Origin of the sequence: Azospirillum formosense (genome assembly GCF_013340925.1) — a bacterium.
Taxonomy (GTDB): domain Bacteria; phylum Pseudomonadota; class Alphaproteobacteria; order Azospirillales; family Azospirillaceae; genus Azospirillum; species Azospirillum formosense.
In genome coordinates this window covers 1-20258 of sequence record NZ_WHOR01000090.1, presented here as the reverse complement: position 1 = coordinate 20258, position 20258 = coordinate 1, and the positions used below count along the sequence as shown (strand labels likewise).

Here is a 20258-nt window from a genome sequence, read left to right as displayed (position 1 = left end):
GTGGGGGCACCCCGTCCATCACGTTGTTTCCCTCTGGATCGAGACCCCCATGTCCTCGCTTCTCTCCGATCTGCGCGTCGTCGAGGTGTCGGCCTTCATCGCGGCGCCGCTGGGCGGCATGACGCTGGCCCAGCTGGGCGCCGAGGTGATCCGCATCGACCCGATCGGCGGCAACATCGACTACCGGCGCTGGCCGGTGGCGCCGAACGGCACCAGCCTCTACTGGACCGCGCTGAACAAGGCGAAACGGTCGGTGACGCTGGCGCTCGACCGTCCGGAGGGGCGCGAGATCGCCCAGGCGATCATCACCGCCTCGGGCGAGAACGCGGGCTTCCTGCTCACCAACCTCCCGGCCAGCGGCTGGATGGGCTACGAGGCGCTGTCGGCCAGGCGCGACGACCTGATCATGCTGCGCCTGACCGGCAACCCGGACGGGTCGGCGGCGGTCGACTACACCGTCAACTGCGCCAGCGGCTTCCCGATGGCGACCGGCCGCGGCGGCGAGCCGGTGAACCATGTGCTGCCGGCCTGGGACGTCGCCGCCGGCCTCTATCTCGCCACCGGCCTGCTGGCGGCGGAGCGGCATCGCCGTCGCACCGGGCGGGGGCAGGAGGTGACGGTGGCGCTGGCCGACGTGATGCTGGCGACGGTCGGCAACCTCGGCTACCTCGCCGACGTCCGGGTCAACGGCGCGGTGCGGCCGCCGATGGGCAACGACCTCTACGGCGCCTACGGCCGCGACTTCGCCACCGCCGACGGCCGGCGGGCGATGGTCGTCGCCATCTCCAACCGCCAGTGGAAGGCGCTGGGCAAGGCGACCGGGCTGACCGAGCGGCTGGCGATGATCGGCCCGCTGATGGACGTGGACATGAACGACGAGGGCGGACGTTTCCTGGCGCGCGACGCCATTTCCGCCGTGCTCGCCCCCTGGTTCGCGGCGCGCACCCTGTCCGAGGTGGAGAGTGCCTTCGCCGGGGCGGGCGTGCTGTGGGGACCGTACCGGGACTTCGGCCAGCTGGTGGCCGAGGACGCGCGCTGCTCCACCGCCAACCCGCTGTTCCGCGAGGTCGAGCAGCCGGAGGTCGGTCCGCTGCTGGTCCCCGGCTCCCCCCTCGGCTTCCCCGGCCTGGGCGAGCGCACCGACCACCGGCCGGCGCCCGTCCTGGGGCAGGACACCGACGCGGTGCTGGCCGACCTGCTCGGCCTGCCGTCCGCCGAGATCGGCCGCCTGCACGACGCCGGCATCGTCGCCTGACGTCGTGCGAGTGAGACGACCGGCGCGCGAGCGTGTTGGTGAGGCTTACGGCGGGCCGCAGCGGCCCGCCTCATGCCGGAGGATGACGCGATGGGCGACAACCGCAACACCGACTCCCAACCGCAAGCCGAGAACGACCGCGCGGCGGGCAAGCCCGACGACCAGCCGGCGGCGAGCAAGGACGAGATGACCAAAGCCCAGGAGGACGCGGCGCGGGAGCGCGCGGACAAGGGCGGCTATCAGTGACCGGCGCTTAAAGTGCCTAACTAATTAGGTTTTAACCGGTGAGAGGGGTTACCATAACCCCTCCCCACTGCTCCACGCCGCTTCTGTTATGCGCTCTATGAGCGCGGATCAAAATCCTATTGCCATGGCTATGAATCATTAATTTTCCAAGTCTGGCAAAGGTTCTGATCGACACCCTCATTAGCGGTCGCGGGTAAGTCCTTCCTGTACTAACTCGTTCATAATTACATCCTCTGATTTTCCCTGCACAACTCCAGAGAAGATGAGGCCTCTTCGCAAGCGATTGGTTCTGTCGGCATTTGCTTGTATTGCTGCCTTGTAATAGATTCCAGAAATCTTTCGATTGTCCACGGCTTCATCTTTAATAGAACTGTAGAATGATTCAAGTCGTTCTATGGTTTCCAGTGGGTCTAGACGTTCTCCGGAGATGTTAATTAACCTATCAAGCTCAACAAATGCTGTGAATAGATCAGATTTTCTCCAGATGCGAGATTTTGAGTGGAAACCACATTCTTCGATAAAGTCTTTTACTCGTCGGAAACGCGTATCGATTTCCGGCTCTAGGCTAAAGTCATCATTATAGCGAGCAAGGGCGTCTTCAAGCTCATCATCGCGATTGAAGTACCCTCCTATCATGGTAACTATAATCTGTAAAGAAAACTTAAGATCTCCCATGCGCTTGAAATCAAGTGCAGAGAATACTCCGTTATCAATGAAGATTTTGTCAGAAGATACGCTCTCAGCGTAGCGCTTTAGAGCCCCAGAGTACAAGGCATTGTTTATTTCAATATCTGTCAGTGAGTACTTGGTTGCGTTTAGTCGGCGAAATATCTCGACAATCTCTGCTCTTTTTAGGGAACCCAAGTCTCGGACGGCAACCTCATACTGCAAAAATGCATCCCTCTCCTCGGGGGCGAGGTCTTTATAAATTGGGACTGTAGTCAAGCGAAGTTCGGACGAGCCATGAAAATACTGTATCAACGTACTGACACGTTGAAGGCCATCTACTAGAAGCTGTGTGCCATCTCCAGTTTCATTATCTATCTCCCCATCGCATATGTATATTTCTGGGAACGGATATCCTTTCAAGACCGTATCAATAAACTCATTTTTATTCTCTCGCGTCCATACGAGTCGCCGCTGAAACTCGGGACGTGGCAAAAGCTTTCCGTCGCGAACCATGACGATAAGCTCTCGAATCTTCTTATTGGTTGCGGAGGTTTTCATTTACAGCTCCTCAGCCCGGGCGCATTCGCGGATGGCTTTGATGTAGTATTGTTGAACATGTGTATCGGAATGAAAAATGCCGCCTCGTACCTTTCGGCGATTGAATCTAGGTTCAACCGAAAGTTGGCGAAAACAGTTCCACCAGTCATCGCATCGGCGCAGGTTTGCACTTTTCGGAAAATGGTCGGGGCGCAACCATCCATTAACCAAATAATCACCCAAACTCTTATAGCGCCAGGGGCTGGGGGGTGTTTGGTCGTGAGAGTACTGAGATAGTTCATGCCAAAGACGAGAGAATATTCTTGGGCAGACAACTACTACATCAATATCTGAACCTGGATCAAATTTTGATCCTGTTCTAAACGGCCGATACCTTGGAAGAAAGTGCCCATTTTCAAATTTCTCAGAAATAGAAAATCCAAGCTTGGCAGAGCCAACAATGCACACTTTCACTTCGTTAGCATTGACATTGTATGTTCTTGCTACAGATTTTTGTATGTATTCTTGGTCCTGCAATTTGACATGGGTGGCTTCGTCATTTGACAACAGAGTGCGTTGCAGAACCTCAGTATGGTCCATTTCACTAAGCATCTGCCGGAATGAATCTGGCGAAAGATCAAGGCGTGGCATTTGCATTGGCGCGTTCTAATCGTATTTTCTTGCCGGCATTCTACCATCTCAGGTTGGTTAATAGAAGTGTTTAAAAGTGCTGATCAAAAACTCCTTTGTGTCGAGCAATTTCAACGGCTTGTGGTCATGTAAGTGGGACTTTGATCAAGGCTTCTAGATCAAGGTATGCGGAGCCATCAGATTCCGCTGACCAGCAACCGGCCGCGAGTTTGCCCCCGGGCAAAGACGGCGGCTCTGTCGCGCGCCATGCTCCCTTCCGGTCATCACTTCCGGAAGGACAGCGGACATGACGGAAACGGCCGCGCCGACGACGGTGGTCGCTTCGGAGGGGGAAGTCGCCGATTGGGGCCCCCTCTCCAGCCTGCCCGGCAACCCCATGATGTGGATTCTCATCCTGGGGGAGCTGGCGGCCTTCGGGGCGATGTTCCTCGGCTTCGCGGTGGCGCGCGCGCTGGACCCGACAACCTTCGACGCGTCTCAGGCGCAGCTGGACCGTCTGCTCGGCGGCGTGAACACCATGGTCCTGGTGACGAGCGGCTGGCTGGTCGCCGTCGCCGTGCGGCGCCGGGCGGCGGGCCTTTCCCATCGCCCGCTGATGCTCGGCGCGATGGCCCTCGGCGGCCTGTTCCTCGCCATTAAGGCCGTCGAGTACGGCGACAAGATCGGCCGGGACCTGACGCTGGAGACCAACAGCTTCTTCCAGCTCTATTATCTGCTCACCGGCTTCCACGCGATGCACGTCGCCGCGGGGATCGTCATCCTGGGCATCGTCACCCGGTGGGACAGCCTGGAGAACCTGGAGACCGGGGCCGCCTTCTGGCACATGGTGGACCTGATCTGGGTGCTGCTCTACCCCATCGTCTATCTGCTGAGGTGAGGCGATGGCGATCCTGACGCGCACCTGGATGGTGCTGATGGTCCTCACCGCCGTCTCGATGTGGGCGGGGCATGGCGGCGGCACTCTCGGCCCGCTCGGGGTCGGACTCGTCCTCGCCGCGGCCAACGTCAAGGCCGACCGGATTCTCACCCACTACCTGGACCTTCACCGCGCGGACGGCGGATGGCGCGCGGCGTTCCGCAGTTTGCTCACGCTGCTGGGAGTGGCGATCTTCGGGATTTACGTGCTTGTCCCGATGATCGGTCCGGCTCTTCGCTGAGAGGCGGTTCGCAGCCGGGCCACGCCGTCGGAGATCGACGGTCGCGCCCGGCTCCGTAACCTTACTCGTAGCGGATGCTGACCGCCGAGGCCGCCTTCAGCGCGCGGTCGCGGGCGTCGTCGGTGTCGGTGCCGGCGGCGAGCGCCACGCCCATGCGGCGGTTCTTGCGGGTCGTCGGCTTGCCGAACAGACGGACGTCCACGTCATGCTCCGGGCTGCCCACGCGCATGGCGTCGGCCAAGCCCTCGATGGCGAAGCGCTCGGCCTCGCGGTCGGCCAGGATGACGGCGGAGGCGGCCGGGCCGCGGACATGGATCGCCGGGATCGGCAGGCCGAGGATGGCGCGGGCGTGCAGGTCGAACTCCGACAGGTTCTGCGACAGCAGGGTCACCATGCCGGTGTCGTGCGGGCGCGGCGACAGCTCGGAGAAGACGACCTCGTCCTTGGTGACGAAGAACTCGACGCCGAAGATGCCGTAGCCGCCGAGATTGTCCACGACCTTCGCCGCCATGTCCTTGGCGTCGTCGAGCAGCGCCGCGGGCATCGGCACCGGCTGCCAGGATTCCTGGTAGTCGCCGCGCTCCTGCCGGTGGCCGATCGGCTCGCAGAACAGGATGCCCTCGCGGGTGCGGACGGTCAGCAGGGTGATCTCGTACTCGAAGGGCACGAACTCCTCGACGATGACCTTGCGGCGGTCGCCGCGCATGTTGGCGACGGCGTAGGTCCAGGCGGCCTCAAGCTCCGCCGCGGTCCGCACGGTGCTCTGCCCCTTGCCGGAGGAGGACATGACCGGCTTGATGACGCAGGGCAGGCCGGTGTGCTCCGCCCCGGCGATCACCTCCTCCAGGCTTTCGGCGTAGCGGTACTTGGAGGTGCGCAGGCCCAGTTCCACCGCGGCGACCTCGCGGATGCGGTCGCGGTTCATCGTCATGGTGGCGGCGCGGGCGGAGGGGACGACGGTCAGCCCGGCATCCTCGAACTCGTGCAGCACCTCGGTGCGGATGGCCTCGACCTCCGGCACGATAAAGTCGGGCGAGTGCTTGGCGATGGCCGCGCGCAGGGCGTCCGCGTCGAGCATGGAGAAGACCTCCGCCGCGTCGGCGACCTGCATCGCCGGGGCGTTGGCGTAGCTGTCGCAGGCGATGACCTCGCAGCCGAGGCGCTTGGCGGCGATGACGAACTCCTTCCCGAGTTCGCCCGAGCCGAGAAGAAGGATTTTGGCCGTGAACATGCGCGGACTCCCGTGACGCAAACCCGTGACGCAACTGCCCGCGGAGCTTTACCCCAACGCGGGCCGTGCGTACATGGCCGACTGCATGCGTTATTGCAGACTGCCCCAGCGCCGCGTCGAGGGCTCGGCCAGCGCCCAGCGCCACTGGCCGTCCTTGGCCCGACAGATCGTGGTGACGTTGAAGTCCGGCGCGTCGTCGAGCGTGAAGACGACATCCTTGCAGGGGATCGCCTCGCCGAAGCCGCGCGCCACCTGCACCGTGCCGGTCTTGCCGCTGAGCGGCAGTTTCTCCTCGACCGTCCAGGTCGCCGACTGGCCGACGGCGAGCGGGCCGGCGGCGCGGGCGACGGCGTTGTGGACGTTGTCGGTGATCCGCCGCTCCGCGTATTTCACGCCCTGGTCGATGCCGTAGCTGGCCCCGGCGCCGGCGATGATGCCCAGCACCGGGTTGCCGGTGGCCGAGCCGACCGTCGCCGCCACGCCCGCCGTGGTCACCCCCGTGACCGCCGAGCCGAAGCCGGCGCAGCCGGACAGCGCGAGCAGGGCGGCGGGAAGGAGGACGCGGCGGAGCGGGGATGCGGTCATCGGGCGGCACGGTGGTGGTGAGCGGACCGCCGCACCCTATCCGTTCGGATGGGGAGGCCGCCCGTGGTCAAAGCGTGACCTTCGCGGGGCGATGTCCCTCTCCCGCCCCGGGAGAGGGTGCCCGCGAAGCGGGCGGGTGAGGGTAAAGCCGAGGATCAAGGCGCTTGTCCGTTGCCGGGACCCTCACCCTTCCCGCGCTTTTGCGCGGGCCCCTTCCCTCTCCCGGGGCGGGAGAGGGGATTCAATGGCCATTGTCGTATGGACGGTGGCGGGCGCAGACCCCATGCTTTGGAGGGGCGGCTACGGAAGAAGCAGGATCGGTATGGCGGGCAGGCGTGGATGGATGGCGGGCGTGATGGCCGCGCTGCTGCTCGCCCTGCTGGCCGGGCCGGTGGCGGCGGAGCGGATGGTCACGGACTCCGCCGGACGCCGCGTCGCCGTGCCGGAGCGGGTGGAGCGCGTGTTTCCCGCCGGACCGCCGGCCTCCGTCGTCGTCTACATGCTGGCGCCCGAGAAGCTGCTGGGCTGGACGCGGGCGATCAGCCCGCCGGAGCGGCCCTTCCTGCCCGACCGCTACGCCGACCTGCCGGAGCTGGGGCGGCTGACCGGGCGCGGCAACACCGTCAACCTGGAAACCGTGGTCGCCGCGAAGCCGGACGTCGTCGTCGATGTCGGCAGCACCGCCCCGACCTTCGTCTCTCTGGCCGACCGGGTGCAGGAGCAGACGCGGGTGCCGACCCTGCTGATCGACGGGCATCTCGCCGACTCCGCGCGCACCTTCCGCACGCTCGGTACGCTGATGGGCGTGGCGGAGCGGGGGGAGGAGCTGGCCCGCTACGCCGAGCGGACGCTGAACGACGTGCGCCGGCGTTTCGACGACGTGCCGGAGGGCAAGCGTCTGAAGGTCTACATGGCGCGCGGGCCGCGCGGTCTGCAGACCGGCATCCGCGGCTCCATCAACGTCGAGGCGCTGGACGTGGCCGGGGTGCGCAACGTCGCGGCGGAAAACCTCGGCAACGGTGGGCTGGTCAACGTCTCGATGGAGCAGGTCCTGGCCTGGCAGCCGGACGCCATCGTCACCATCGACCGCGGCTTCTACGAGAGCGTGTGGACCGACCCGCTGTGGCAGGGGGTGAAGGCGGTGCGCGACCGGCGCGTCTATCTCTCGCCGGGGCTGCCCTTCACCTGGATCGATTCCCCGCCCGCCGCCAACCGCCTGCTCGGCCTGCGCTGGCTGGGCGCCGTCCTCTATCCGGAGCTGTTTCCGGAGGATCTGCGCGAGGAGACGCGACGTTTCCATGCCCTCTTCTACCACCGGGAGCCCACCGCGGAGCAGATCGACGCCCTCCTCGCCGGCAGCCGCCCGCCGGGGTGAGGTGCCCTTCGCGCTGACGCTGGGCGGGGTGGCCGCGCTGCTGGTCGCCGCGGTCTGCGTCGCCTTCAGCACCGGCGCTTATCCCGTCACGCCGGGGGAACTGGCCGGGCTGCTCGCGGCGAAGCTGGGGCTTGGGGGCGCCGCCGTGGCCCCGGCGGTGGAGACGGTGATCTGGGACATCCGCGGCCCGCGCGTGCTGACCGCCATGCTGGTCGGGGCGGGGCTGGCCGCCTCGGGCGCCGCCTATCAGGGGCTGTTTCGCAACCCGCTGGTCTCGCCGGACATCCTCGGCGTGTCGTCGGGGGCGGCGCTGGGGGCGGTGCTGGGCATCTTCGCCTCGCTGCCGGTCCTCGCCATCCAGGGCATGGCCTTCGCGGGCGGGCTGCTGGCGGTCGGGGTGGTGCTGGCCGTCGCCTCGGCCATCCGCGGGCGGGACCCGGTGCTGGTCCTGGTGCTGGGCGGCGTGGTGATCGGGGCGCTGCTGGGCTCCGGCGTCGCTTTGCTGAAGTATCTGGCCGATCCCTACAACCAGTTGCCGGCGATCACCTTCTGGCTGCTCGGCAGCCTGTCGGCGGTCAACCGCGGCGACCTCGCGGCGCTGGTCCCGCCGGTGGCGGTGGCGCTGCTGCCGCTGGTCCTGCTGCGCTGGCGGCTCGACGTCATGACGCTGGGCGACGAGGAGGCGACGGCGCTCGGCGTGCCGGTGCGGGTGGTGCGGGTCGTGGTGATCGCCGCGGCGACGCTGATGACCGCCGCCGCGGTGTCGGTCAGCGGCATCGTCGGCTGGGTCGGGCTTCTGGTGCCGCACCTCGCCCGGCTGATGGTCGGCCCGGCCTTCGTCCGGCTGCTGCCCACGGCGGTGCTGCTGGGGGCGGCCTATCTGCTGGCGGTGGACACGCTGGCGCGCAGCCTGGGGCCGGTGGAGCTGCCGCTGGGCGTGCTGACCGCGGTGATCGGCACGCCGGTCTTCCTCTGGCTCCTCGCCTTCGGAAAGCGCGGCTGGTCATGAGCGTGCGGCTGTCGGTGGAGGACCTCGCCTTCGGCTATGGCGAGCGGGTGGTCGGCGCCGGGGTCGGCTTCGCCGTGGCGGCGGGGGAGGTTCTGTGCCTGCTCGGCCCCAACGGCGGCGGCAAGACGACGCTGTTCAAGACGCTGCTCGGCCTGCTGCCGCCGCGCGGCGGTCGGGTGCGCGTCGATGGGGAGGACACCGCCGGCTGGTCGCCGCGCCGCCGGGCGCTGGCCTTCGGCTATGTCCCGCAGGCGGGGGCGGGGCAGTTCCCCTTCACCGGGCGCGGGATGGTCCTGATGGGCCGCACCGCCCACCGCGGCGCCTTCAGCGCCCCCGCCGCGTCCGACCACGCCGCCGCCGAGGCCGCGCTGGAGCGGCTGGGCATCGCCCATCTGGCCGAGCGCGACTGGCTGCGCATCAGCGGCGGCGAGCGGCAGATGGCCTTGATCGCCCGCGCCCTGGCCCAGGCGCCGCGCGTGCTGGTGCTCGACGAGCCGACCGCCAGCCTGGATTTCGGCAATCAGGTGCGCGTTCTGGAGCAGGTGCGGCGGCTGGCGGACGGCGCGGGCGGGGAGGGGCTGACCGTCGTCTTCTCCACCCACCACCCGGAGCAGGCCTTCGCCATTGCCGACCGGGTGGCGCTGCTGCACGGCGGGCGGCTGGCCCGCTTCGGCACGCCGGAGGCGGTCATCACCGCCCCCATGATGCGCGAGGTCTACGGGACGGAGGTCGAGGTGGTGCCCGTAGGGGCGGACGGGATGCGGGTGTGCCTGCCGGTCGGGCTGAGGAGGGCGGTGCGGGCTCAGGTCCGGTAGGATGGGGAGAGCCGCCCGGCCGCCGGCGACTTTGTGTAGCGCAGCGCGACCAGCCCCAGGAGGATCGCGGCGTAGACGAAGGGCGGGTACTGCCAGCCCTTGACCAGCATCACGTAATGGACGCAGCCCGCCGCCCCGGCGAGGAACACCGCCTTGTGCAGCGCCTTCCAGCGCCGTCCGCCGAGCCGCCGCACCATGCCGTTGGTCGAGGTCGCGGCCAGCGCCGTCAGGATCACGAAGGCGCCCATGCCGACGGTGATGTAGGGCCGCTTCACGATGTCCTTCCACACCGCCGCCCAGTCGAAGAACTGGTCCACCCCCACATAGACGGAGACGTGCAGCAGCGCGTAGAAGAAGGCGAACAGCCCGATCATCCGGCGGAAGCGCGCCAGCCCCGCCTGACCCGTCAGGATGCGCAGCGGCGTGACGGCCAGCGCGACGAGCAGCAGGCGCAGCGCCCACAGCCCGCTCTGCCGCACGGCCTCGGCCACCGGCTCCGCCCCCAGCCCGCCGCTCACGCCCAGCCAGACCATCCAGCCGAGCGGGACCAGCCCCAGCACGAACACCGCCGGCTTCGCCCAGCGCGAGGCGAGCGCCCGGGCGACCGGTCCTTTGGCCAGATTTTTTTGGGCTGCCGCCATCTCAGTAGTTCTTCCGCAGGTCCATGCCGGCGTAGAGCGACGCCACCTCTTCCCCATAGCCGTTGAAGGGCAGCGTCTTGCGGCGGGAGAACTCGCCGACGCGGCGCTCCGTCGCCTGGCTCCAGCGCGGGTGGTCGACCTCCGGGTTCACGTTCGAATAGAAGCCGTACTCGCGCGGCTGCGAGCGGTTCCAGGAGGTCGGCGGCTGGTCCTGCGTCAGGGTGATGCGGACGATCGACTTGATCGACTTGAAGCCGTACTTCCACGGCACGACCAGCCGCACCGGCGCGCCGTTCTGGTTGGGCAGCGTCTCGCCGTACATGCCGACCGCCAGGATGGTCAGCGGGTGCATGGCCTCGTCCATGCGCAGCCCCTCGACATAGGGCCATTGCAGCACGGGATACTTCAAGCCGGGCATCTGCGAGCGGTCGGACAGCGTCTGGAAGGCGACGTACTTGGCGTTGCCGGTCGGATCGACGCGCTTCAGCAGCTCGGCCAGCGGGAAGCCGACCCAGGGGATGACCATCGACCAGCCCTCGACGCAGCGCAGGCGGTAGACGCGCTCCTCCAGCGGGAAGGCCAGCAGGTCCTCGATGCCGAAGGTGGTGGGCTTGCCGACGTCGCCGTCCACCGCGATCTCCCACGGGCGGGTGCGCAGCGTCCCGGCGTTCTCGGACGGGTCGGTCTTGTCCGTCCCGAACTCGTAGAAATTGTTGTAGCTGGTCGCCGACTTCATCGGAGTCTGGGCGTCCATCTTGGGGTCCTTCGGGCTGACCGTCAGCGGGGCCTGGAAGGGCGCAGCCAGCGCCGGACCCGACAGGGCACCCGTGCCACCGAGCGCCAGGGCCGCGGCGCCGCCGGCGATGATGGAGCGCCGGGACAGGAACAGGCCGCGGGGCGTCACTTCACTCTCGTTGGCTTGCGACGCGCTCCGGACTTTGATGAGCATGAACCCTCTCCACAGGAAAGCCGCCGGGAGGCGACAGCGCCCCCCGTCCCTCATCTAGCCTTGGTCGCCGGTCCCGGCAAATCAAGCGCAGGACACGAGTTCGTGAGCGTGACGTGAGGTCAGCTCTCCGGAACCGCCGTGACGGCGCCGCTTTCCGAAGACGTAAGGATCGCCTCGATCAGCCGGTGGACCTTCAGCGCCTCCCGCCCGGACACGCGCGGCTGGGTGCCGTGGTCGAGCGCGTCGAGAAAATCGGCCAGGACGGCGCGGTGGTGGGCGTTGGAGAAGGCCATGGGATCGGCCCCGCCGCCCAGCGTGCCCGCCGTCTCCCCGGCCTGGACCGTTTCGCCGGAGCGCAATTGCACCTCCAGCCGGTCGCCGATCAACAGGGCGGAGCCGGCGGTCCCGGCGATCTCGATGCGCTCCGGATAGCCGGGATAGGCCGCAGTGGTGGCGTCCACCGTGGCGAGCAGCCCGCCGTCGTAGCGCAGGGCGGCGCAGACCACGTCCTCGGTGTCGATGGGGCGCAGGCCGCTGGTGTTGGCGAAGGCGGCGACCTCCCGAGGCAGGCCGAGCAGGCTGACGTAGAGGTCGAGCGTGTGGATGGCCTGGGTCAGCAGCACGCCGCCGCCGTCGCGCGCCTTCATGCCGCGTCCCGGCTGGGCGTAATAGGCGTCGTCGCGCCACCAGCGCACCACGACGGAGGCCGACAGCGGACGGCCCAGCGCGCCGGTGCGCAGCAGCTCCGCCAGCCGCTCCGCGGCGGCGCGGAAGCGGTGCTGGAGCATGACGCCGAGCGTCAGCCCGGCGCGCTCCATACTCTCCACCACGGCGCGGCAGCCGGCGGGGGTGGCGTCCAGCGGCTTTTCCAGCAGGACGTGCTTGCCGGCGGCGGCGCAGCGGGCGACGAGGTCGGCGTGGGTGTCCGGCGGGGTCAGCAGCAGGACGGCGGAGACGGTGGGGTCGTCGAGGATCGCCTCCGCCCGGTCCACCGCCGGCAGGCCGAAGCGCGCCGCGAAGGCGGTCCGCCGCTCGGCGGACGGGCTGAAGCAGCCCGCCACCTCCACCCGGTCCGCCAGATCCAGCAGGCTCTGGGCGTGCGGCGTCGCCGCCATGCCCAGCCCGATCACGCCGACGCGCCGCCGCATCCGGCTCAGCCCTGGGCCAGGGCGGAGGCCTCGCGGGCCAGCCGCTCGATCTCGGACCAGCGGCGCTCCTTCACCGCGTCGGCCGGGGTCAGCCAGGTGCCGCCGAGTGCGAAGACGTTGGGGAGCGACAGGATCTCCTTCACATGCTCCGCCTTGAGGCCACCGGTTGGGCAGAAGCGGATCTCCGGCATCAGCGGCGCCATGCCGCGCAGCGCCGGGGCGCCGCCGTTCAGCATCGCCGGGAAGAACTTCAGCTCGCGGAAGCCGTGCTCCATGGCGATCAGCGCCTCGGCCACCGTGGCGATGCCCGGCAGATAGGGCAGGCCGGCGGTCTTGGCGGCCTCCGCCAGACGGTCGGTCAGGCCGGGGCTGACGACGAAGCGGGCGCCGGCGTCGCGGGCCTGGGCGAACTGCTCGGGCCGGATCAGCGTGCCAAGGCCGACCAGGGCGCCGGGAACGCGGGCGGCGATGGCCTCCGCGCAGGCCAGAGCGGCGGGGGTGCGCAGCGTCACCTCCAGCGTGGTCAGGCCGCCGGCGACCAGCGCCTCGGCCAGGGCGACCGCGGTGTCCGGCTCGTCGAGGACGAGGACCGGGACGATGCGCGGGCCGGACAGGGAGGGTTCAAGACGCGGGTGGGTCATGTCAGGGCCTCGGCAGGAGAGAAATACAATGGGGTGGCGTGCCGCATGTCGTCGATGGTCAGCAGCAGGCCGTCGATGTGGTCGCCGAGCGCCGTCACCGCGCGGTCGGGGTCATGGTCCGCGATGGCGGCGACGATGGCCTCGTGCTCGGCGATGACGGTCGCCAGGCGGCCGGGATAGGGAAGGGTCAGGTGGCGGCAGCGGTCGATCTGCACCTTCACCTGCTGGGTGATCGGCCAGAAACCGGGATAGCCGGCGATGTCGGCGATCAGCGCGTGGAACGCCTCGTCCGCCTGGTGAAAACCGTCGGCGCAACCCGAGGCGTCGACCTCGCGCTGGCGCTCCAGATTGGCCTGGAGGGCGGCGACCTGGCTGCGGGTGGCGCGTTCCGCCGCGAAGCGGACGGTCGCCTGCTCCAGCGTCTTGCGGATCAGGTTGGCTTCCGGCAGGTCGGCGATGGGGATGCGCGCCACGAAGGTGCCCGATTGCGGAAAGACCTCCACCAGCCCCTCGTCGGCCAGCCGCAGGACGGCCTCGCGCACCGGGGTGCGGCTGACGCCGAAGGCTTCGGCCACCAGCTTTTCCACGATCGGGTCGCCCGGCTTGCGGACCAGCGACACGATGTCGGCCCGCAGGTCGCGGTAGATGGCCGCCGCCGCCGTGGTCCCGCGCTGCGAGGCGCGGGGCGGCTTCATGGCGACCGGGGCGGTCGACGGCTGGCCAGGGGGCGTTGGGGCTGTGGGCGTTGGGGCTGGTGGCATGGAGGGTCCCTCCGTCAGGGGATCAGCCGTCCAGCACGGACGCCATGGCGTCGCGCGGGATCACGGCGCCGCGGTGCTGGATGACCACGGCGGCGATGCGGTGGGCGGAGCGCGCCGCCTCCACCGGGCCGAGGCCCTTCAGGCGGGCGCTGAGGTAGCCGGCGCTGAAGCTGTCGCCCGCCGCGGTGGTGTCCACGACCTTGGCGACCTTCTCCGAGGGCACGGTCTCCTCGACGCCGGGGGCGGAGACGATGCAGCCCGGCTTTTCCAGCTTCAGCACGATCTCCGTCACCCCGGCGCCGCGCACGCGGGCCATGGCGGTGTCGGCATCGGCGTCGCCGTAGAGGCCGCGCAGGTCCTCGACGCCCGGCAGGGCGATGTCGGTGCGGCGGAGCATCGCATCGTAGGCGCGCTGCGCCGTATCGCGGTCGGGCCACAGGCGGGGGCGCCAGTTGGTGTCGAAGGCGACGCGGCCGCCGCGCTCGCGCAGGCGGTCGAGCATGGGGAACAGCACCTCCCGCCCGCGCTCGCCCCAGATGGCCAGGCTGATGCCGGACATGTAGAGCAGGTCGTAGCCTTCCAGATCGGCGACCAGCGCCGGGCTGTCGGGCAGGACAAACAGGTCGCGGGCCGGCGCGGAATCGCGCCAGTAGAGGAAGCGCCGCTCGCCGCTGTCGTCCGTCTCGATCATGTAGAGGCCGGGGACGCGGTTGGGCACGCGCAGCACATGGCCGGTGCCGACCCCCTCGGCCTCCCAGGTGGCGACCATGGCGTCGCTGTTGCCGTCGTCGCCCAGCGCCGTCACGTAATCGGTTGCCACGCCCAGCCGCGCCATGTAGACGGCGGTGTTCAGGGTGTCGCCGCCGAAGCCCATGGTGAAGGTCCCGTCGGGACGGCGCACCAGTTCGATCATGCATTCGCCAAGGGTCGCAACCCGGCGCGCGGACTCACCCATCGCCATCCCCCGTCCGGCGGTCGAGCCCGCCGGTTCCTGCTAAAGAGTTCGAACAACACGGGTTTTTAGTCCCGTGCCTCCCGAGGGCAAGTATACTAATATATCAATGTCCGGGGCAAGGCTTTTCGGGCGCCGGTCATGCCAATCGCCGGTCATGGCGCGGGCGCTGCGGCGTTTTGCTGCTGTTTCTTGCGCAGCCGCTCGCGGTGGGCGGTGTAGAGGCCGCTGGCGATGATGATCCCGGCGCCCAGGAAGGTCCAATGGTCGGGCAGCGCCCCGAAGATCAGGAAGCCCAGCAGGGTTGACCAGACGATCTGAACGTAGGAGCAGGGGGCGAGCACCGACGCCTCGCCGAAGCGGTAGGCCTGGACCATCAGCCATTGCCCCATGGTGGAGACCAGACCGATCAGGGCGCCCAGCGCCACCTCCGTTGCGGTCGGCATGGCGACGTTGAAGGGCAGCAGCACGGTCAGGACGGCGAGGCCGGTCAGGGCGGTCCAGATCAGGGTGGTGGTGGGGTGCTCCTGCCCGGTCATCTTGCGGGTGATGACCACGCCGGTCGCCCAGCTCATCGCCGACAGGATGGGGAAGATGGCCGCCGGCTGGAAGGCCGCCCCGCCCGGCCGGATGACGATCAGAACGCCGAGGAGCCCGACCAGCACCGCCGCCCAGCGGCGCGGTCCGATCTTCTCGCCCAGCACCAGGATCGACAGCACGGTGACGAAGACCGGCGAGACGTAGCTGGTCGCCGCCGCCTCCGCCAGGGGCAGATAACGCATGCCCATGATGAAGAACAGCGCCGACCCGAGCATCCCCAGAGCGCGGAGGATCTGGAGGCCGGGGCTGGCGGTCTTCATCACCGGCGGACCACCGCGGATCATCAGCGGCAGCAGCAGCGTCGTGAAGCCGACGTAGCGCATCCAGCCGATTTCGATGGAGGGCAGCGTCTGGGACAGATACTTCGCCGTCGCGTCGGAGCAGGAGAAGAAGAAGACCGCGGCGACGACCATCAAAATCCCGCGCACGGGATCGTCGCGGCGCTCGCTCCCGTGGGACGGCACGGTCTGGGCGGCGGACACCCCTTCCGGGGGTCGGGAGCAGTCGGGCATGGCCGGAGGGCGCTTCCAGGCAGGAGGGCAGCAAGCGGAAGGATGGCCCGGGTCTGTGCCCGGTTAACCTTCAGGTTACTGATGTATCATGTCTGGGAACAATGGTGCGGAGCGTCATGGCAGCCATACGGCCCGGCCCCGCGAATCCACAAGATGGACCCACAGATCAGCCGTCGCGGTGCTCCGTTGGGGCGGGCGCGCGCAGGGCCGAGGTGACGGCGGGTGCCGGGCGCAGCAGGGGCGTCGGCGGGTTGATCGGCAAATCCATCAAGCCGCGGCGGGCGGCGTTGCGCTCCAACTCGTAATCAGGGTCAGGGAAGCGTTGCAGGAGCGTCTCGTAGGCGTCGCGCGCCGCGGCGGGGCAGCCCAGGATGCGGAACGCCTCGCCTTGCCGCAGCAGGGCGCCAGCCTCCGTCCCGCGGTGGTAGGAGGCAAGGCTGGCCGCCACGGCGAACCAGCGGTCGTAGGCGGTCCACAGGGCTTCCACCGTCGGCCCCTCGCACCGCCCGGCCTCCACCGCCGCCTCCAGCGCCTGCCGGTAGGCGGTGTCGGGCGCCGGGCCGTTCATCGCGCAGCCGCCCGCCAGCAGGAGGACGCCCGCAAGGGCGGGTCCGGCAATCGCCTGTCGGTTGCGGGTCGGCATCGGTTCCTCTCCCCCATTCGCATCCTCTCGCCACCAGTGAAATACAGCCGGATTAAAGCCCGGTTCAAGCCGGAGCGAGGAGGGCTGGGGAGGTGCGGCGTTGCAGGCAACTCGGGAGGAAAATGCTTCGAATTTCGAGGCAAAGAACAGCCAAGAATCTACGCCTTAACGGATATTAAAAGTCATATAAAAGCAGGCCGTAACATTATCCCTTGAGGTAAGCCGGATGGTTGACTCGCGGTACAGGAAGGCTATTACCTGAGGGTGTGAGAAAATAAAGCACTCGGAATTAAGGAAAATTTTAAGTGCCTTGTCCTCCCGCCCTCTAGTTGAAACCCCTGTTGCGGAGAATCCCATGCGCGCTGTCCTGGTTGAACCGAACCCCCTGATCGCCGACGCGCTCGGCCGTCAGCTCGGCATGGGGAAGATCCGCTACGACCGCCAGGACTGGGCCGGGCTGGAGGAGCTTCTGCGGGAGCAGGGTGCCGACGCGCTGGGCTACGACGCCATCGTGCTGGGCAGCGTCGACGACCCGGCGCGCTGCGTGGCGGCCTTGCGGGCGCATCAGGTCGGGGCGGCGATCCTCTGCCTGCTCGACCGGCGCTGCGTGACGACGACGGTGGAACTGCTGCACGCCGGGGCCGACGACGTTCTGGTCAAGCCGGTGGTCAGCGCCGAGGTGCGGGCGCGCATCGAGGTGGCGCGGCGGCGTTCGCGCGGCCTGCTGAGCAACGCGGTGCGGGTCGGCCAGCTCACGGTGTTCCTCGACGGGCGCGACCCGGAGGTCGCCGGCGAGCGGCTGCGGCTGAGCCAGCGCGAGCACGCCATCCTCGGCGTCCTGGCCGCCCACCACCGCCGCGTCGTCTCCAAGGAGCACATCTACGACGAGGTCTACGGCCTGTCCGGCGCCGACCCGCTGGACAAGGTCATCGACGTCTACATCTGCAAGCTGCGCAAGAAGATCGCCGAGGCCACCGGCGGCGCCCGCTACATCGAGACCGTCTACGGCCGCGGCTACAAGTTCGAGGCCCCGCCCGAGCATGAAGAGGCCGCTCCGGCAGGCGCACCCGCCACCGGCGCCCGCCGCTTCCCGGCCATCCCCTTCGCCGCGTCCGGCCTGCACCCCGGCTGTCTCGTCGCCGCCGAGTGACGGTGCCTGGTACCAAAGTCCCGCCCTACGCTCCGCTTCTGACGATTCGCCCTCCAACATTTTGAAAGACGCCACGGCCGCGGCCCTTCGGGGCACGGAGGCTGAGCCGCCTTGCGCGCTCGCCGCATTTTTATAAAATGCGCCATTACTTTTAAAAGACGCCCAACTTTGAAAGACGAAAGCGTCACCCTGGAAGGGCTGCGGTTTTTTTACTCCGGTTTAAACGGTGTCGGTCACAGTCGAATGGTCGGTTGCGCGCCCATAAGAACCAAGTGGGAAGGCCCGCGCAGCCCGGCCCCAGCGTCAGAAAGGCGCTCTGCATCTCGCGAATGGAGATACACATGGCCTCGATCATGACCAACACCTCGGCGATGACCGCGCTGCAGACGCTGCGCCGCGTGACCGACGATCTGGCGACCACCCAGGATCGCATCTCGACCGGTCTCAAGGTCAACAACGCCAAGGACAACGCCGCCTACTGGTCCATCGCCACGACCATGCGCGCCGACGTCGCCGGCTTCAAGGCGGTGAAGGAATCGCTGGAGCTGGGTTCGGGCACGACCAACACCGCGTCGGTGGCCTCCAAGAACATCGTCGAGAACCTTCAGACGCTGAAGGCCCGCGTCATCGCCGGCCAGACCAACGGCGTCGACAAGACCCTCATCCAGAACGACATCGACCAGCTCGTGAAGTTGGTGAAGGGCGCCGCCGCCGACGCCTCGTTCAACGGCGACAACCTGCTGCGCGTCACCTACTCCAACGACGGCACGGCCAAGGACCAGAACGTCGACATCCTGGCGTCGCTGAGCCGCAGCGCCGGCACGGTCGATCCGAGCTACATCAGCTTCCAGCGTCAGGACATGCAGGTCACCTCGATCGTCGGCAAGGCCACGATCGAGCAGCAGGTGGACTCCACCAACGACCTGAAGGCCAGCGTCGGCATCGCGCTGGGCGACCCGGACCAGACCTTCATCGACGGCCAGAACCTGGGCCTGGGCAACCTGACCCTGAACGTCACCGACGAGGCGGGCGTGAAGACCGCCGTGACGGTGGACCTGTCGGGCATCGTCTACACCACCGACAAGGCGACCACCCAGGGCCTGATCGAGACCGCCGTCAACGCGGCCCTGACCACGGCCGGCGGTGACTTCCAGGTGGCCTTCAACGGCGACAAGCTGGAGTTCACCGATCAGGACGGGAACGCCGACGGCAACTTCACCGCCAAGGTGGACAGCCTGTGGGTCGGTTCGAAGGAGAGCGACGCCTTCGGCGGCCTGGCCGACCTGACGCAGATCGACGTCACCTCCAACGCCACCAAGTCGCTGGAAGTCATCAACGGCCTGCTCGACAAGGCCATCGGCAAGGCCTCGGTCATCGGTTCCATCGAGAACCGCGTGTCGGTGCAGAACGACTTCGTGTCGAAGCTGACCGACTCGATGAACAAGGGTATCGGCGCCCTGGTGGACGCCGACATGAACGAGGAATCGAGCCGCCTGCAGGCCCTCCAGGTCCAGCAGCAGCTCGCCACCCAGGCGCTGTCGATCGCCAACCAGGGTCCGCAGAACATTCTCTCGCTGTTCCGCTAACCCGGTCCGGCCGGCGTCCCGCTCCCGACGGGGCGCCGGCCGTTTTTTCCATTCGTCTCCAGCCCAAGCCCCATTCCGGCGCCCCCGTGCGCGTTGCATAAGGTGCGACCATGAGCATCGCCGCCTACCAGCAGACGATGGCCGAGTGCGAAGACCCGCGCCGCATCGAATATCTGGTCTTCCTCCGCATCACCCTGGATCTGGAGACCAACCGAGACGCCGGCTGGCGGTCGGCGGCGCTGAAGGACGCGCTGTGGCGCAACCTGGAACTCTGGAACACGCTGCGCGCCGACCTGCTGGAGGACGGCAACGCGCTGCCCGAGGCGTTGCGCGCCGGGCTGGTCTCGCTGTCCTTCTCGGTCGCCCGCCAGACCACCCAGGTGCTGCGCGGCGAGGCCGACGCGGGCATGCTGATCGACATCAACCGGTCGGTCATGCGCGGCCTGCAGGGCGTCGCCCGGACGGAGGCCCCCGCTCCGATGGAGGCGTCCTATGGCGCTTAAGCTCCGCCTCAAGCCCTGCGAGCGCGTGGTGATCAACGGCTGCGTCGTGCAGAACGAGAACCGCCGCTACACGCTGACCGTCAGCAACTTCGCCCAGATCATCCGCGGCAGCGACATCATGCAGGAGGATGAGGCCGACACCCCGGTCCGCCGCGCCTATTTCGTGATCCAGAGCATGCTTCTGGATCCCCAGGCCGCGGAACAGTACGGCAGCGTCGTCGCCGGCATGATGGCCAAGCTCTACACCGCCTTCATGCATCCGGAGATGCAGGACCGCATCATGCAGGCGATGCGCAACGTCAGCGACCGCGACTACTACAAGGCGCTGGCCTGCCTGCGGCCGGTGATGGCCTACGAGGACGGGCTGCTGAACGCGCAGCGCGCCCCGCGGGACGAGCGCATTCCCGAGACTCGCGTGGAGGCGTGACGGCCATGCCCGCACCCATCCAGGGACTGACCGGCGGCGTGACCGGCGTCAACGGCGAGCGCGGCACCGCCAGCGCCGACCTGATCGCCGAAGCCCGCCAACGCCAGGCCGACCGGCTGCGCGCCGCCCAGGCCGAGGCCGCCAAGGCCACCGAGGTGGTCGAGGAGGCCCGCGCGTCGGCGGAAGCCGACAACGGCCGCCCGCCCAATCCAATC

At 67.9% G+C, this 20258-nt stretch carries 23 protein-coding genes and 1 pseudogene; 12 read left to right on the top strand and 12 right to left on the bottom strand.

Annotated features, from left to right (window positions below; all coding sequences use genetic code 11):
• Positions 1-1255, top strand: a 1255-nt coding sequence (locus tag GBZ26_RS13795) for a CoA transferase (RefSeq protein WP_247884808.1), incomplete at its 5' end; no start/stop codon positions are given.
• Between the two features lie 90 nt (positions 1256-1345).
• Positions 1346-1501: a hypothetical protein gene (locus tag GBZ26_RS13790; protein WP_174439328.1), complete on the top strand. Its 156-nt coding sequence runs from the start codon at positions 1346-1348 to the stop codon at positions 1499-1501.
• A 180-nt stretch (positions 1502-1681) separates the two neighbouring features.
• On the opposite strand, the gene GBZ26_RS13785 is transcribed toward GBZ26_RS13790, so the two are convergent.
• On the bottom strand, positions 1682-2728 hold the full coding sequence (locus GBZ26_RS13785; protein ID WP_174439327.1) for a DUF262 domain-containing protein: 1047 nt from the start codon (positions 2726-2728) through the stop codon (positions 1682-1684).
• Entirely contained in the window at positions 2729-3364 is a 636-nt protein-coding gene (locus tag GBZ26_RS13780; RefSeq protein WP_174439326.1) for a hypothetical protein, read from the bottom strand. It lies immediately after the preceding gene.
• 280 nt (positions 3365-3644) lie between these two features.
• Here GBZ26_RS13780 and GBZ26_RS13775 point away from each other — a divergent pair, with 280 nt between their 5' ends.
• Both GBZ26_RS13775 and GBZ26_RS13770 read left to right on the top strand, forming a co-directional pair.
• Positions 3645-4235, top strand: a complete 591-nt coding sequence (locus GBZ26_RS13775) for a cytochrome c oxidase subunit 3 (protein ID WP_174439325.1) — start codon at positions 3645-3647, stop codon at positions 4233-4235.
• A 4-nt stretch (positions 4236-4239) separates the two neighbouring features.
• Positions 4240-4515, top strand: a complete 276-nt coding sequence (locus GBZ26_RS13770; protein WP_174439324.1) for a cytochrome C oxidase subunit IV family protein — start codon at positions 4240-4242, stop codon at positions 4513-4515.
• A 61-nt stretch (positions 4516-4576) separates the two neighbouring features.
• On the opposite strand, the gene purT is transcribed toward GBZ26_RS13770, so the two are convergent.
• Together purT and GBZ26_RS13760 are read right to left on the bottom strand one after the other, a co-directional pair.
• The gene (gene purT, locus GBZ26_RS13765; protein WP_174439323.1) at positions 4577-5746 is read right to left on the bottom strand and encodes a formate-dependent phosphoribosylglycinamide formyltransferase; all 1170 of its coding nucleotides are present in this window, start codon (positions 5744-5746) and stop codon (positions 4577-4579) included.
• A 90-nt stretch (positions 5747-5836) separates the two neighbouring features.
• A complete protein-coding gene (locus GBZ26_RS13760) occupies positions 5837-6331 on the bottom strand; it encodes a hypothetical protein (RefSeq protein ID WP_174439322.1) in 495 nt (164 codons plus the stop codon).
• A gap of 343 nt (positions 6332-6674) precedes the next feature.
• On the opposite strand from GBZ26_RS13760, the gene GBZ26_RS13755 reads away from it, so the two are divergent.
• From GBZ26_RS13755 to GBZ26_RS13745, 3 genes are read left to right on the top strand one after another with little or no spacing between them, the layout of a single operon-like run.
• A complete protein-coding gene (locus GBZ26_RS13755; protein ID WP_174439321.1) occupies positions 6675-7706 on the top strand; it encodes an iron ABC transporter substrate-binding protein in 1032 nt (343 codons plus the stop codon).
• A gap of 1 nt (position 7707) precedes the next feature.
• Positions 7708-8715 (top strand): iron chelate uptake ABC transporter family permease subunit, encoded by a 1008-nt coding sequence (locus tag GBZ26_RS13750; RefSeq protein ID WP_174439320.1) that lies wholly within the window; start codon positions 7708-7710, stop codon positions 8713-8715.
• Positions 8712-9530: an ABC transporter ATP-binding protein gene (locus tag GBZ26_RS13745; RefSeq protein ID WP_247884807.1), complete on the top strand. Its 819-nt coding sequence runs from the start codon at positions 8712-8714 to the stop codon at positions 9528-9530. Before GBZ26_RS13750 ends, GBZ26_RS13745 begins: the two co-directional genes overlap by 4 nt.
• Here GBZ26_RS13745 and GBZ26_RS13740 read toward each other — a convergent pair.
• The 8 genes from GBZ26_RS13740 to GBZ26_RS13705 form a co-directional block, all read right to left on the bottom strand.
• The gene (locus GBZ26_RS13740) at positions 9518-10171 is read right to left on the bottom strand and encodes a protein-methionine-sulfoxide reductase heme-binding subunit MsrQ (protein WP_174439319.1); all 654 of its coding nucleotides are present in this window, start codon (positions 10169-10171) and stop codon (positions 9518-9520) included. The genes GBZ26_RS13745 and GBZ26_RS13740 overlap by 13 nt on opposite strands.
• Before the next feature lies 1 nt (position 10172).
• Positions 10173-11120 (bottom strand): protein-methionine-sulfoxide reductase catalytic subunit MsrP, encoded by a 948-nt coding sequence (gene msrP, locus GBZ26_RS13735; protein WP_174439318.1) that lies wholly within the window; start codon positions 11118-11120, stop codon positions 10173-10175.
• A 119-nt stretch (positions 11121-11239) separates the two neighbouring features.
• Positions 11240-12268, bottom strand: coding sequence for a Gfo/Idh/MocA family protein (locus GBZ26_RS13730; protein WP_174439317.1), 1029 nt, complete (start codon positions 12266-12268; stop codon positions 11240-11242).
• Positions 12269-12273: 5 nt separating this feature from the next.
• The gene (eda, locus tag GBZ26_RS13725; protein ID WP_014199635.1) at positions 12274-12909 is read right to left on the bottom strand and encodes a bifunctional 4-hydroxy-2-oxoglutarate aldolase/2-dehydro-3-deoxy-phosphogluconate aldolase; all 636 of its coding nucleotides are present in this window, start codon (positions 12907-12909) and stop codon (positions 12274-12276) included.
• Positions 12906-13604 carry a GntR family transcriptional regulator gene (locus tag GBZ26_RS13720; RefSeq protein ID WP_246654175.1) on the bottom strand — a complete coding sequence of 233 codons (699 nt, stop codon included), beginning with the start codon at positions 13602-13604 and terminating at the stop codon, positions 12906-12908. Before GBZ26_RS13720 ends, eda begins: the two co-directional genes overlap by 4 nt.
• A gap of 88 nt (positions 13605-13692) precedes the next feature.
• The gene (locus GBZ26_RS13715; RefSeq protein WP_174439315.1) at positions 13693-14625 is read right to left on the bottom strand and encodes a sugar kinase; all 933 of its coding nucleotides are present in this window, start codon (positions 14623-14625) and stop codon (positions 13693-13695) included.
• Between the two features lie 152 nt (positions 14626-14777).
• Positions 14778-15734 carry a DMT family transporter gene (locus GBZ26_RS13710; protein WP_174439314.1) on the bottom strand — a complete coding sequence of 319 codons (957 nt, stop codon included), beginning with the start codon at positions 15732-15734 and terminating at the stop codon, positions 14778-14780.
• Positions 15735-15900: 166 nt separating this feature from the next.
• Positions 15901-16377 carry a hypothetical protein gene (locus GBZ26_RS13705; protein ID WP_174439313.1) on the bottom strand — a complete coding sequence of 159 codons (477 nt, stop codon included), beginning with the start codon at positions 16375-16377 and terminating at the stop codon, positions 15901-15903.
• 355 nt (positions 16378-16732) lie between these two features.
• Between GBZ26_RS13705 and GBZ26_RS13700 the strand changes: the two genes are divergently transcribed.
• The 5 genes and pseudogenes from GBZ26_RS13700 to GBZ26_RS13680 all read left to right on the top strand — a co-directional run.
• Positions 16733-17527 (top strand): response regulator transcription factor, encoded by a 795-nt coding sequence (locus tag GBZ26_RS13700; RefSeq protein WP_174439312.1) that lies wholly within the window; start codon positions 16733-16735, stop codon positions 17525-17527.
• Between the two features lie 341 nt (positions 17528-17868).
• Entirely contained in the window at positions 17869-19113 is a 1245-nt protein-coding gene (locus GBZ26_RS30655; RefSeq protein WP_174439311.1) for a flagellin N-terminal helical domain-containing protein, read from the top strand.
• A gap of 110 nt (positions 19114-19223) precedes the next feature.
• A complete protein-coding gene (gene flaF, locus GBZ26_RS13690) occupies positions 19224-19616 on the top strand; it encodes a flagellar biosynthesis regulator FlaF (protein ID WP_174439310.1) in 393 nt (130 codons plus the stop codon).
• Positions 19606-20043: a flagellar biosynthesis repressor FlbT gene (locus GBZ26_RS13685; RefSeq protein ID WP_174439309.1), complete on the top strand. Its 438-nt coding sequence runs from the start codon at positions 19606-19608 to the stop codon at positions 20041-20043. Before flaF ends, GBZ26_RS13685 begins: the two co-directional genes overlap by 11 nt.
• Before the next feature lie 5 nt (positions 20044-20048).
• Positions 20049-20258 (top strand): annotated as a pseudogene (locus tag GBZ26_RS13680) (hypothetical protein); the annotation flags it as partial.

Coding starts and splice junctions, on each gene's coding strand:
- GBZ26_RS13745 (WP_247884807.1), top strand. CDS start 8,712: ATGAGCGTGCGGCTGTCGGTGGAGGACCTCGCCTTCGGCTATGGCGAG.
- GBZ26_RS13775 (WP_174439325.1), top strand. CDS start 3,645: ATGACGGAAACGGCCGCGCCGACGACGGTGGTCGCTTCGGAGGGGGAA.
- flaF (WP_174439310.1), top strand. CDS start 19,224: ATGAGCATCGCCGCCTACCAGCAGACGATGGCCGAGTGCGAAGACCCG.
- GBZ26_RS13785 (WP_174439327.1), bottom strand. CDS start 2,728: ATGAAAACCTCCGCAACCAATAAGAAGATTCGAGAGCTTATCGTCATG.
- eda (WP_014199635.1), bottom strand. CDS start 12,909: ATGACCCACCCGCGTCTTGAACCCTCCCTGTCCGGCCCGCGCATCGTC.
- GBZ26_RS13705 (WP_174439313.1), bottom strand. CDS start 16,377: ATGCCGACCCGCAACCGACAGGCGATTGCCGGACCCGCCCTTGCGGGC.
- GBZ26_RS13755 (WP_174439321.1), top strand. CDS start 6,675: ATGGCGGGCGTGATGGCCGCGCTGCTGCTCGCCCTGCTGGCCGGGCCG.
- GBZ26_RS30655 (WP_174439311.1), top strand. CDS start 17,869: ATGGCCTCGATCATGACCAACACCTCGGCGATGACCGCGCTGCAGACG.
- msrP (WP_174439318.1), bottom strand. CDS start 11,120: ATGCTCATCAAAGTCCGGAGCGCGTCGCAAGCCAACGAGAGTGAAGTG.
- GBZ26_RS13720 (WP_246654175.1), bottom strand. CDS start 13,604: ATGAAGCCGCCCCGCGCCTCGCAGCGCGGGACCACGGCGGCGGCGGCC.
- GBZ26_RS13700 (WP_174439312.1), top strand. CDS start 16,733: ATGCGCGCTGTCCTGGTTGAACCGAACCCCCTGATCGCCGACGCGCTC.
- GBZ26_RS13790 (WP_174439328.1), top strand. CDS start 1,346: ATGGGCGACAACCGCAACACCGACTCCCAACCGCAAGCCGAGAACGAC.
- purT (WP_174439323.1), bottom strand. CDS start 5,746: ATGTTCACGGCCAAAATCCTTCTTCTCGGCTCGGGCGAACTCGGGAAG.
- GBZ26_RS13760 (WP_174439322.1), bottom strand. CDS start 6,331: ATGACCGCATCCCCGCTCCGCCGCGTCCTCCTTCCCGCCGCCCTGCTC.
- GBZ26_RS13780 (WP_174439326.1), bottom strand. CDS start 3,364: ATGCAAATGCCACGCCTTGATCTTTCGCCAGATTCATTCCGGCAGATG.
- GBZ26_RS13740 (WP_174439319.1), bottom strand. CDS start 10,171: ATGGCGGCAGCCCAAAAAAATCTGGCCAAAGGACCGGTCGCCCGGGCG.
- GBZ26_RS13715 (WP_174439315.1), bottom strand. CDS start 14,625: ATGGGTGAGTCCGCGCGCCGGGTTGCGACCCTTGGCGAATGCATGATC.
- GBZ26_RS13685 (WP_174439309.1), top strand. CDS start 19,606: ATGGCGCTTAAGCTCCGCCTCAAGCCCTGCGAGCGCGTGGTGATCAAC.
- GBZ26_RS13770 (WP_174439324.1), top strand. CDS start 4,240: ATGGCGATCCTGACGCGCACCTGGATGGTGCTGATGGTCCTCACCGCC.
- GBZ26_RS13730 (WP_174439317.1), bottom strand. CDS start 12,268: ATGCGGCGGCGCGTCGGCGTGATCGGGCTGGGCATGGCGGCGACGCCG.
- GBZ26_RS13710 (WP_174439314.1), bottom strand. CDS start 15,734: ATGCCCGACTGCTCCCGACCCCCGGAAGGGGTGTCCGCCGCCCAGACC.